An 11,652-nucleotide genomic window follows, 5' to 3' on the forward strand; every position below is an offset into this window, starting at 1 on the left:
AGCAATGGAGACTGTTCAGGAATGGATTGCGTGTGAAAAATGATAGGCGAAACCGTCGCAAAAGTCAAGCAACTCTCTCTATATTGACTGAACTATCCAAAATGTGCATATTGGTTGGGAGTTGCAGCATGGTGGTTCCCCTTCGACTCATCATTCCTCTGACATTGTAGCCCTAATGCAGTTTGTATGAAGAACAATGCGCTTGGCTTATACCTCAGCGAGACAACAGCTCAGGCAATTATTATCGAACGTCTCGGCAACCGTTCCGTTCTGGCCGCTGCCCGGGAATGGGAGAACACGTTGTTCGACTATGCCGGGGATGATACACCCGGCATGGACGCCTTTGTGGATTTGCTTGACCAATTCTTGAATTCCACGCCTGTCAGGGTACAACGTTCAGGAGTAGCCCTCGACACTTCCCTGCTTTTTTTTAACACCATTCCGTTCGAGGCAACTGCCACGCACGAGCAGATGCTGCAACACATCCGCTGGGAATTGGGAGAGTATTTTCCGGGGCTGCCTCGGAATGCGTTCATCTCCGATACACACACGCTCGCACGGCACAACGGCAGTCAGTTTGACAATATCCTTGCCGTATCGGTACGACGGGATCTTATCGGCAAGCTCCGGCACGGACTCGGAAAACTCCAACTTCGACTCGACGTTGTGGATTCCGACCACTTCAGTGCCGACGGGCTTCTTCGTATGAATTATCCCGAAGCAGTCAACAAATCTCATGCTCTCCTCGGCCTGAAAGGAGAGCGGCTCGATGCGAGCATTCTCCGTTCCAGTGAAGTCGAGTCGTTTGCCTACTTTTCGCTCCACTCGTCACGCGCTGTTCTTGAGAGGATCGGATGGCTTAACCGGATTTCCCCGACGCTCAACACCATCTACGTGTACGGAACTGAAGTCACACGCGAACTTCTTGCAGAAATCCGCAACTCCTCCCCTATCCCGGTCGAAGAACTGGATCCGTTCCGACACATTGAAGTAGCAGAAGGTGTCCGCCAGGAGAGTAACCCGGAATTCACACCCGCACGGTACGTTGCCTCAATCGGTATTGCCCTTCGTCCTGAATGATGCTATTGAACAATTGAATCGGACTCACATGCGTGTCATTAGCGGTACATACAAAGGGCGAATCCTCAAAACGGTCAAAAACTTCTCCGTCCGTCCGGCAACAGACCGGGTGAAGCAAACGCTGTTCGACATGCTGGCAACACGGCTGGAGATGGATGATGCAACTGTACTTGATTTATTTGCCGGAAGCGGGGGACTTGGCATTGAGGCGCTAAGCCGGGGCGCGGCACATGTAACGTTCGTCGAACATGACGAAGAGGCCGCACTCTACATAGAAAAGAATCTGTACACTCTCGGTTGTGAAGACCGGACGGCAATCGTCGAAACCGATGCTGTGTCATTTGTCCGCCGGTGCAAGGATTCGTTTGATTTGATTTTTGCCGACCCGCCGTATCTCTTTCCCGAAACGCCGGAACTCCCCCGGTTGATTCTCGGACAACAGATGTTGACGCGCAACGGGTACTTGCTTATCGAACACACGACGGATATACAATTCGAGACTACAGAACTGTTTCATGCCGGACCGGAGAAGCGATTCGGCAGAACCGTTGTTACGTTCTTCCGACATCACGAACAAGAATAGCCCCGCTCATGGCACGAAAACCGATAGCTATTTATCCAGGCACATTCGACCCTGTAACGAACGGCCACGTTGATGTTGTTCAACGTGCTACTCAAATGTTCTCAAAGGTGATCGTGCTTGTTGCCCGCAACGTAACTAAAACTCCCATGTTCAACGATGTTGAACGTGTCGAGATGATCAAGGAAGTGTTCAACGGAAACAAACACGTTTCTGTGGATCTCTTCGATGGATTGGTTGTAGACTACGCACACAGAAACAATGCAAGCGTGATTGTTCGCGGACTCCGTGCTGTTTCTGATTTCGAGTATGAATTCCAGATGGCGCTGATGAATCGTAAACTCGATGCCGATGTCGATACTGTGTTTCTGATGCCGCATGCCCGGTACACATATCTCAACTCTACCATTGTGCGGGAAGTTGCACGACTTGGCGGAGATGTCTCGGGATTCGTGCCGCCCAACGTACGTCGGCGACTGCAGGAAAAGCTGAATTCGCGTAAACGCAACTGAGTGAATGCTCGTTCTTTCGGATAAAATCAAACACATCGAAGAATCACAGACGCTCGCTCTCTCAGGCAAAGCGAAGCGCATGAAGGATTCGGGAATCGATGTTGTGAGCCTGACTGCCGGTGAACCGGATTTCCCCACCCCGCGTCATATCAAAGACGCGGCGATCACGGCCATTGAAAATAACTTCACGAAATACACGCAGAACGCCGGTTCGCCCGACCTCATCGACGCCATCGTTCGAAAGTTCACGCACGAGAACAATCTCTTCTTCGGACACAACCAGATTCTCGTTTCGGCGGGAGCAAAACAATCCATCTTCAACGTCCTGCAAGCAATCTGTAACAAGGGCGATGAGGTGTTGTTCTTCAGTCCGTATTGGGTAAGCTATCCCGAGATTGTGAAGCTTGCCGATGCAATTCCGGTCCCCGTGCCGACAAGCATCGCAAACAACTTCAAGCCTGATATCGAGCAACTACGCAAAGCAATTACTCCGAAGACGAAGGCGTTAATCATCAACTCTCCGAACAATCCGTCGGGGGTGGTGTTCTCCCAGGACGATATGGAATCGATCGGGTCGATTGTCAAGGATGCAAACATTTTTGTCATCGCAGACGAGATCTATGAAAAAGTCGTGTACGATAGCAACAGGCATTTCAGCATCGGCTCCATCAAATCCCTTCGCGATAACGCGATAACGGTAAACGGCGTGTCGAAAGCATTCTCGATGACGGGATGGAGAGTCGGCTATGCAGGCGGGCCCGCGGCTGTAATCGAAGCGGCCGCTAAAGTGCAGACGCAGGTTACTTCAAACGCAAACTCGATTGCACAGAAGGCAACCGTTACTGCCCTCACCGTTCCCACGCCCGATTTGCAGACCATGGTGAGTGCTTTCAAGGAGAGAAGGGATGTTGTGTACAAACATCTTTCCGCCATGACGGATGTGCGTGTAGCGCTGCCCGGGGGAGCTTTCTACTTTTTCTTCGATGTCAGTAAATTGTACGGAAGGAAATTTCAGAATCACGTCATGAGAAACTCAGCCGATATGGGAACCTATCTGCTCGATCATCATCATGTAGCCACGGTTCCCGGCGTGGCGTTCGGAGATGACTCATGTCTCAGAATCTCCTACGCGTGCTCACTGCCTGAATTGGAAAAAGGATTGGAGCGAATCAAGACAGGCTTCGAAATGCTCAGCTAACCGAAACCACACAACAAGACTTTCTATGCCAACATATCAATACCTCTGTAAAAACTGCGGACATCAACTTGAGGAACTGCAATCCATCAAAGAACCCCCTCTCACCCAATGCCCCGAATGCAAGCAGGAAGCGCTTTTACGCATTGTCGGTTCGGGTTCGGGCGTAATATTCAAGGGGACGGGCTTTTACAAGACCGATTATGTCAAGAGTGAGAGAAACGAGGCCAAATCATCCGGCGCCGAGGAGAAGAAGAAAGACAGCGGAACCCCTTCGCCTGCAGCCGATACGAAAACACCGCCTGCCTCCCCGTCTGATTCCGGAAAGAAGAAGGATGAGATGTGAAAAAAGAAACGTCCCGCAGAAGTTGCAGGACGTTCTTTCTGTTGAAGTGCAGGAATGCTTACTTGTGATCATGCCCGTGGTGTGCATCATCCTTCATTGGCTTGTCGGCGTCAGGCTTCTTTGATTCCACCAACGATGCAACAAAGAATTTCTCGCCCTTGATTTCACCGGTCACGTCTGCTTGGAAATCGCTGGTTTTCTGGCTGCTCTCAAACATCTCTCTGGCAAGTCTGTCTCCGTTATCATCGAACTTAATCCACTTGCCATTTTCGTAGAACAGGCCGTAGCCGCTTGCAGCGCAGGCTTCTTCAAGGGCGCATTCTTTCGTATGTTTCGCAGCGCGCACCATCGGATCGCCTTTCTTTGCCATCCCTTTCGCACACATCTGATCCACAACATAGCCGTGGAGAGCCTTGCCCTTCTCCGCCTTGACATTTTCAGACGAAATCTCTTTCACCTGTGCCTTCTTGGACTTCACATCTGATTTTGTGTCGGCATCTTGCGAAAACGCCGCAACCGACATGCACATCAGCAACACAAGTGCAGTTTTCATACTACCCTCCTCCATGAATGATGATTAATGCTGTAAGATGTAATTGCATTCCCCTGATTACTGCTCACATAAACGCCGCGGCACTCAAAATTGTTCCTGCACGAACACTATTCGTAGCGGTCGAGTTTGAATTTTTCGCCTAAGTACAACTTCCTCGCTTCGGGATCGTTGGCAAGCGCTTCGGCTGTTCCGGACATCAGGATCTTTCCTTCAAAGAGAAGATAGGCTCTATCGGTTATCGATAGTGTTTCGTGCACGTTGTGATCCGTGACCAGAACGCCGATATTGCGTTGCTTGAGTCGTGCCACAATCCGCATAATTTCCTCGACGGCAATCGGGTCGATGCCTGCAAACGGCTCGTCGAGCAGAATGAACTTCGGTTCTGTTGCAAGAGATCGTGCGATCTCCGTCCTGCGACGTTCACCTCCCGACAGCATGTACCCCTTGCTGCGCGCGATATGCGTGATGCTGAAATCGTTCATCAATTCCTCGCACCGTTGCTTGCGCCGGGTATGGCTGAGATCCATCATCTGCAGCACTGCCATCAGATTCTCTTCCACCGTCATCTTCCGGAACACGGATGCTTCCTGCGGCAGATACCCCAAACCCATGCGTGCCCGCTTGTACATTGCAACCTTTGTAATCTCAACGTCGTCCAGAAACACCTTGCCGCTGTCGGGCGTGACCATTCCGACCACCATATAGAACGTCGTTGTTTTTCCCGCACCGTTCGGGCCGAGCAATCCGACGACTTCGCCCTGCCGCACGTCAATGCTGACGGTGTTCACGACTGTGCGCTTCTTGTACGCTTTGACAAGATTCTCCGAACGGAGAATCCGGGACGTTTGTACGAAATGGGTTTCGGGTGTCATTTCTTCTTGATGTCTTGTCTGTTCGGTGTCGTGAATGTGAAGTCCGATTCGCGGCGTACCGGCCTGTCTTCCCTCCACACAAATCCGGCAACCGCATATTCAAGTTCCCGCCCGTGAACGAGGTTTTCCGGAATGTACTCTCCTTCAACACCACCAAACACTTTGATGGAACTGAGTTTCCCTTCTTCCCACAACATCACAATTCTGTCGCCGCTTGTTTTGTTCAGGCCATTGGCAAGACTGTCCTCGTACACGTGATACACGGAAATTGCCCTCGTGTTCACTTCCATCCGTTCCATTCCATTCTCCCCGAAATGAAGGATCATCTCTTCACCCGTTATCTGATCAAATTTTTGGGGATAGAGAGTGTCGCTTTGGGATATTGCAAGACTTCTGCCGGATACGAACACACGATCCAATTTGTTTCTTCTGAGATACACATTGATGGAATCGCCGGTAACCTGTGTACGCTCGTACCAAATGACGGGCGACCGGCGAAGCAGGATGCTGTCATCTTGCGTATAGAAGATTGCAACGCCAGCGATGGAGGCCATATCGGCGCGAAGGATTTCAACACTGTCGGTGGCAATCAATCGCTTGTCCGCGCCGCCTCGATACGCCTCCATCACTCTGCTTCGAACAATGAGTGTGTCGATCGTTCCTGAACTCGCAGTCGTATCGTACTTGACAAGAACAGGAAATACGGTCATGCGGCTGTACTCCTGCTTCTTGAACGATTCAAAATGCCCGCCCCGAATCGTCAGATTGTCTGCATAGCTTTGAATCTCGACTTTCCCGAGAGCGATTGTTCGCCCGTCGTCACGGTAATACGTCAGCGAATCGGCAATCAGGTTGGACTCTTTGTCATTGGCGACAACTTTCGATCTGAAGAACGCTTTCTTCGGGCCGATGTCGTACTCGCCGAAGTGAGCCGAGAGCGTCATACTTCTGTCATCAAGGTGAACAGTGTCGTATGCAACGGCACGCCTGTCTTCACGAAAATACATTCCCCGAGGAAACTTCATCGTTAGACTGTCATCCACAACAACAACATTTCCGAGAAGTTGGACATTCCCTGTTTCCTGAAACTGCACGGCCCTGTCGCACGAAATTCTGACACGTTCTTGGGAGAATCGGACATTCCCTATCAATTCGCGGGCGCTTTCGCCATCCACAACCCGCGCAACAAGGCTGTCTGCATTTTCGATGACAATGAGCCTTTCACTTTGACTGCGGACTTCAGTAAACGTCGAAAGGAAGAATGCAAGAAAGAGGAACGTCCACTTCGTCATCTCATTCCTTCGTTACCGCACTGCCGGTAACACGGAAGATCTTGTAGTTCTTCAGATTCTGATCACTCTCCATTCCATGTCCCATAATGTGTTCCGTTGGAGAAACAATATCAACAAAGGCCTGCGTTGTAATCTTTCGGGTGGAATTGTTCCAGAACAATGAATCGGTTTTCAATGTTGTTCCGCTGTCGGAAACAACGACAACATTGTCGTACGCTACAAAGTCCTGCGTGGCATCATCTACTTTGCCCCGCCTTGCGGTAAGAACAGACGTGTGATGCTGATCGGCATCAAAAAAATCCACGCGAAGGCTGTCGGAAAGAAGTGTGTTCCGTCTGGCAGAGAATTGCGCAATGTGACCCGCCCACAGGATGGCTTTGACTTTGGCGGAATCGGAAAAGGTAATTGTACTGTTCCAGCTTTCTTGGCTTGGAAGTTCTTCGTCGGGAAGTGCTACCACCGAAGGCTTGACCTTCTCTTCACATCCCAGCAGCGCAAGCGAGAGGACAAAAAGGATACAGAATCTCATGCGGCGTCGTCTCCTACCAAACCGGTTTTCACAAGATCGTGAAGATGAACGACGCCAACCGGCCGACCTGTACTGTCAACCACAACAATTTGCGTGATGTTGTACGTTTCCATCTCTTGTAACGCAACGACTGCAAGGCTCCCAAGCGGAACGGTTTTCGGTTTGCGCGTCATTGCATCAACGACGCTGATGTTGGTGATATCGCTGGTCTTTTGAAGGAGCCGACGAAGGTCGCCATCTGTTACCAACCCGGCAAGTGTACCATCCTCTTCAAGCACAAGGGTACAGCCAAGACGTTTTGTAGTAATTTCCATGATCGCCTCCCGCACCGAGGCATTCAGCCCGACTCGGGGAATGCCGTCACCTGTTACCATCAATTCATCGATTTTGAGAAGCAATCGCTTGCCCAACATTCCCGCGGGATGATACAAAGCGAAATCTTCTTTCGTAAACTGGCGCTTGTTCAGCAACGCAATTGCCAGTGCATCGCCCATCACAAGCGTAGCGGTTGTCGAAGATGTCGGCGCGAGATCATGCGGGCACGCTTCCTCTTCGACTGATGCGTCAAGAACAACCGTGGAATCTTGAGCGAGCGGTGAATTCAATCGGCCGACAATCGAAACAATCGGGACACCGAGACGCTTGAACATCGGCAACAAGTGGCTGAGTTCATCCGTGTTGCCGCTTTTGGAAATGCAGACAACGACGTCGTTTTTGCGCACCATACCAAGATCGCCATGAATGGCATCGGAAGGATGGAGGAACATTGCAGGCGTACCGGTTGAGTTCATCGTCGCGACAATCTTCCGGGCGATAATGCCCGACTTGCCGACACCCGTAACGATGACCCTTCCCGTGCATTGCAAAATCAACTCAACAGCGCGGGCAAAGTTCGCATCAATACGTTTCTCCAATTCGGCAACAGATTGTGCCTCGATGCGAACGACCTTCTTCCCTTCCTCGATGATGTTGATATCAGAATCGGCTTTCATACTATGAGTTCTTTCGTACTATCCTTCTGAAGAAAGCGGCAAAACCGGTTTCTTGAGGTTTCGGCTGCTCAAGAACGATCTCGACCCGCTTCTTCAGTCTGTTGTATGCGATGAAAGCCGCCTGCATGTCTGCATCAGAATGGGATTCCGCATGCTCGAACAGCAGGTTCGAATTCAACGCAACGTTCGGATCACGAATTCCCTTATGCAGCATCAACTCATTATAGAAATTCGTAATCGGAATAAGATGATTCATCAGCGTCACTGCATCATGAAGCCACAAGCGTTTTTCCTGCGTCGCAATCACAAACGTGAGCGTATCGGAAATCCTGACTTCCCGCACCGGTGAATGCAGAGCCGGAGAAAGAGACCCGGGCTTCCAACCGGAGTACGTCCATCGCCGCTTCTCTTCAAAATGATCCGGAATCTCGGTTCCGTGCGCGGATACAATCTCTGCATCAATCTGATCCCCCACACATTCCCGCACTGTAATTGTAAACCTGTCGATAGTAGTTTCCACAACGCCGTATGCAACGACCGGAGCAAGCGGGGATACGATGTCGGCAACATCATCCGGATTTCCAAGAACAAGGTTTCCCTTCCCTCTTCTTCCTTCCGCGAGCACAAGCATGCTGCGGAGGAGATTGCGGTATTCAGCATACCCCAGACTTTCCGCCGGCAGGACGAACTCCAGAAGGTCACGCTCTTTCGCTCGCAGCTTGCGCGGATATGTTTCGCTGTTTGGCTCCACAACGATGTTGACCGGACTACTATTCATTTCTTTTGAAGGGAGAGAATCATGTCAACTGCTTCGCGCACAGCGCCGTCGCCGCCACCTGCCTTGCAGACATAGTCGACGCGTTTCTTTACTTCAGCGACAGCATTTGCGGGGGCAATCGAGAGCCCGACTAATTCGAGCAGCGGCAAATCGAACACATCATCTCCCACAAAACAAAACTCGTTGTCCGCAAGCTTGTGCCTTTTCTGGATATCCCTGAACACCGTCACCTTGTCCACCCTGCCCTGATGAAGTTCGGCAATTTTCAAATCTTTTGCACGGCGCGTCACCACCGGCGTGTCGCGCCCGCTGATGATGCCGAATTTAATGCCGAGATCGCGTGCATGCGCAATGCCGTAACCGTCGTGCGCGTTGAAGCGCTTGAGTTCCACGCCGTCGGCCGTGTAGTAAATACCTCCGTCCGTCATCACTCCGTCAACGTCAAGGAGAATGAACTTGATGCGCTTTGCCTTGCGTGAAAGGGATTGTCGGGTAATCATGCAAATTGTTTTACGATTTTGTCAATTGCGGTTACCTCTCGAAGAAGCCCGTCAAGCAACTCCAGCCTCAACTGGCTTGCCGCATCACTCAGAGCTTTCTTGGGGTCGGGGTAGACTTCTACAAAAAGCCCGTCAATACCAACAGCAGCAGCGGCTCGCGCAAGAGGAAAAATAAACTCCGGCTGCCCCGCCGTCTGCGCCGCCGACTTGTCGCCGCCGGGCAATTGAACAGAATGCGTCGCATCAAATACAACCGGATATCCAAGTTCACGCATGATCTTCAGTGAACGCATATCTACCACAAGATTGTTGTAGCCGAACGTTGTTCCCCGTTCCGTGAACAGAATATTCTTGTTGCCGGTCTCCTCGACTTTGGCGGCGGCGTGCTTCATATCCTCGGGCGCAAGAAATTGTCCCTTCTTGATATTCACGACGCGGCCAGTTCGTCCGGCTGCTTGCAGCAGTTCTGTTTGCCGGCAGAGGAACGCAGGAATCTGAAGTACATCGGCAACTTCGGCGGCGACGGCGGCTTCCGGCTCTGTGTGAATATCGGTAAGAATGGAAAGATCGAACTCCCTCTTCACCTCGGCAAGAATTTTCAACGCTTCATCCATTCCAATTCCAACAAATGACTTGCCGCTCGTCCGGTTCGCCTTTTTGTAGGATGATTTGAAGACAACGGGAGTATTGTGTTTACGGGCAATCTCCTTAACTACTTTTGCCGTCTGCATTGTCACCTCCCTGCTTTCCACAACGCATGGTCCGGCAAACAACACAAGCGGTTTGCCTTGTCCTATTTCTATATTTCTGATTCGGATCGTATTCATCAGTTCAAGACATCAATTTTCAAACATCAATGGCATCAGGATTTGGTTTGCCAAGCACGCCTTCCTGCCGTGCCATAATAACGGTAACAACCGCATCGCCCGTAACATTGAGCACGGTTCTGCACATATCGAGAAACCGGTCAACGCCTAAAATCAGTGCGATGCCTTCTTCCGGGATATTGACCGAACGCAGCACGATAATCAGCATGACGATACCGACACCCGGCACCGGTGCGGTACCAATTGATGCCAGCACAGCCGTCAGGATAATCGTAAGCTGTGCGCCAATGTTCAGGTCAATGCCGTACACCTGCGCAATGAATACGGCAGCAACCGCCTGATACATTGATGTTCCATCCATATTGATCGTTGCGCCGAGAGGAAGGACGAAACTGGTAATCTTTTTGGGAACGCCGAGATTCTTCTGGCAACAGTCCATGTTCACCGGAAGCGACGCCGCGCTTGAGCTGGAACTGAACGCAATCAGCATCACATCCTTGATGCCGCGGAAGAATGTTGCCGGATTCATTCCCCCAAAAATCCTGACCAACAATCCGAGCGTGATGAACTGATGCAGTGCATACGCGAGAAGAAGCGTACCGACATACCACGCAAGCGTCTGGAGAATATCGAATCCGAATTCGCCTACCACCGCGGCAATCAAGGCAAACACGCCGTATGGTGCAATCACCAAAATCAATTCCACCATCCTGATCATTGTGTCGCTCACACCGTCGAAGAAGCGGATAACGGGCTCGGATTTCTGTTTCGACACCATCGTCAGCGAAACTCCCAACATTAGCGCAAAGAAGATGATCGCCAACATATCTCCGCGAGACATCGCCTCCACCGGGTTCGTCGGGACAATACGCATCAGCAGATCGACGAGGTCGATCGAGGTTTCCTCCTGAATCTTGTCCGCAATGTTCGCCTCAAAGTTGACCATGAGTTTTTCACGCGAGTCCGTACTCAACCGGGTTCCCGGCTGAATGGTATTCACCAATAGCAAGCCCATGGTGATCGCGGTGACAATCGTTATCATATAAAAGCCGACGGTTTTTGACCCGATACTCCCCACTTTCTTGATGTCGCCTAAACTTGCTGCGCCGACAAGCAGCGACGACAGCACAAGCGGGATTGCGACAAACATCAGTAGGCGGATGAACAACGTTCCGACGGGTTTGATGAGAACGGCTATCGTCTTCACCTTTTCGATCTTTCTCACGTTCTCGAAACTCATCGGGTCGCCGGTTTCGGGCGTAACGTTCACAATCAGCTTGGCCTTGTCGGCGGCAGATAGTTTGCCGACATACGACAGGATTCGCAACTGATCCTCAGCGCCAAACGCTGCCTTCACCGTCATCGTTTCTTTGTCCTTGAACGAGATTTCCTTCCAGCGCTCGACGACCTTGGATGCCGTCTCCGTTTTGTCGAGACGGTAGGTGATTTCGAGTTTGTATTTGGAGATGTTGAAGACGGCGCCGAAAATGGCCCCGAGAACAAGGGCAAGCAGGATTTTATGATGGAGTTTCAGTTTACGTGGCATGAACCGGTGGTTGTATGGATTGATGGCAGTTCAGGGCGGGGCATACTGAG

14 protein-coding genes are annotated in these 11,652 nt (G+C 51.1%); 5 read left to right on the forward strand and 9 right to left on the reverse strand.

Annotation, left to right across the window (positions count from 1 at the left end):
* Nucleotides 1–186: 186 nt before the first annotated feature.
* From KF749_08415 to KF749_08435, 5 genes are read left to right on the forward strand one after another with little or no spacing between them, the layout of a single operon-like run.
* Complete coding sequence (locus KF749_08415; protein ID MBX2991177.1) at nucleotides 187–1,080, forward strand: hypothetical protein; 894 nt, start codon at nucleotides 187–189, stop codon at nucleotides 1,078–1,080.
* A gap of 28 nt (nucleotides 1,081–1,108) precedes the next feature.
* The gene (gene rsmD / locus KF749_08420) at nucleotides 1,109–1,663 is read left to right on the forward strand and encodes a 16S rRNA (guanine(966)-N(2))-methyltransferase RsmD (protein ID MBX2991178.1); all 555 of its coding nucleotides are present in this window, start codon (nucleotides 1,109–1,111) and stop codon (nucleotides 1,661–1,663) included.
* Between the two features lie 8 nt (nucleotides 1,664–1,671).
* Entirely contained in the window at nucleotides 1,672–2,172 is a 501-nt protein-coding gene (gene coaD / locus KF749_08425; protein ID MBX2991179.1) for a pantetheine-phosphate adenylyltransferase, read from the forward strand.
* A gap of 4 nt (nucleotides 2,173–2,176) precedes the next feature.
* Nucleotides 2,177–3,370, forward strand: coding sequence for a pyridoxal phosphate-dependent aminotransferase (locus KF749_08430; protein MBX2991180.1), 1,194 nt, complete (start codon nucleotides 2,177–2,179; stop codon nucleotides 3,368–3,370).
* A 25-nt stretch (nucleotides 3,371–3,395) separates the two neighbouring features.
* Nucleotides 3,396–3,713 carry a zinc ribbon domain-containing protein gene (locus tag KF749_08435; GenBank protein ID MBX2991181.1) on the forward strand — a complete coding sequence of 106 codons (318 nt, stop codon included), beginning with the start codon at nucleotides 3,396–3,398 and terminating at the stop codon, nucleotides 3,711–3,713.
* A gap of 58 nt (nucleotides 3,714–3,771) precedes the next feature.
* Here KF749_08435 and KF749_08440 read toward each other — a convergent pair whose 3' ends face one another.
* From KF749_08440 to KF749_08480, 9 genes are all read right to left on the reverse strand, one after another.
* On the reverse strand, nucleotides 3,772–4,266 hold the full coding sequence (locus KF749_08440) for a hypothetical protein (protein MBX2991182.1): 495 nt from the start codon (nucleotides 4,264–4,266) through the stop codon (nucleotides 3,772–3,774).
* A 107-nt stretch (nucleotides 4,267–4,373) separates the two neighbouring features.
* Entirely contained in the window at nucleotides 4,374–5,138 is a 765-nt protein-coding gene (gene lptB / locus KF749_08445; GenBank protein ID MBX2991183.1) for an LPS export ABC transporter ATP-binding protein, read from the reverse strand.
* A complete protein-coding gene (locus KF749_08450) occupies nucleotides 5,135–6,430 on the reverse strand; it encodes a hypothetical protein (GenBank protein MBX2991184.1) in 1,296 nt (431 codons plus the stop codon). Before KF749_08450 ends, lptB begins: the two co-directional genes overlap by 4 nt.
* Before the next feature lies 1 nt (nucleotide 6,431).
* On the reverse strand, nucleotides 6,432–6,959 hold the full coding sequence (lptC, locus tag KF749_08455) for an LPS export ABC transporter periplasmic protein LptC (protein ID MBX2991185.1): 528 nt from the start codon (nucleotides 6,957–6,959) through the stop codon (nucleotides 6,432–6,434).
* Nucleotides 6,956–7,951 (reverse strand): KpsF/GutQ family sugar-phosphate isomerase, encoded by a 996-nt coding sequence (locus KF749_08460; GenBank protein MBX2991186.1) that lies wholly within the window; start codon nucleotides 7,949–7,951, stop codon nucleotides 6,956–6,958. Before KF749_08460 ends, lptC begins: the two co-directional genes overlap by 4 nt.
* A 1-nt stretch (nucleotide 7,952) precedes the next feature.
* On the reverse strand, nucleotides 7,953–8,729 hold the full coding sequence (locus KF749_08465; GenBank protein ID MBX2991187.1) for a hypothetical protein: 777 nt from the start codon (nucleotides 8,727–8,729) through the stop codon (nucleotides 7,953–7,955).
* Nucleotides 8,726–9,229 (reverse strand): HAD hydrolase family protein, encoded by a 504-nt coding sequence (locus tag KF749_08470; GenBank protein MBX2991188.1) that lies wholly within the window; start codon nucleotides 9,227–9,229, stop codon nucleotides 8,726–8,728. Before KF749_08470 ends, KF749_08465 begins: the two co-directional genes overlap by 4 nt.
* Nucleotides 9,226–10,056 carry a 3-deoxy-8-phosphooctulonate synthase gene (gene kdsA, locus KF749_08475; protein MBX2991189.1) on the reverse strand — a complete coding sequence of 277 codons (831 nt, stop codon included), beginning with the start codon at nucleotides 10,054–10,056 and terminating at the stop codon, nucleotides 9,226–9,228. The genes KF749_08470 and kdsA overlap by 4 nt, the downstream gene beginning before the upstream one ends.
* A gap of 19 nt (nucleotides 10,057–10,075) precedes the next feature.
* Nucleotides 10,076–11,602, reverse strand: coding sequence for a dicarboxylate/amino acid:cation symporter (locus tag KF749_08480; protein ID MBX2991190.1), 1,527 nt, complete (start codon nucleotides 11,600–11,602; stop codon nucleotides 10,076–10,078).
* Nucleotides 11,603–11,652: the final 50 nt, after the last annotated feature.

It is taken from the genome of Bacteroidota bacterium, from assembly GCA_019637975.1.
GTDB lineage: Bacteria > Bacteroidota > Ignavibacteria > UBA10030 > UBA6906 > CAADGV01.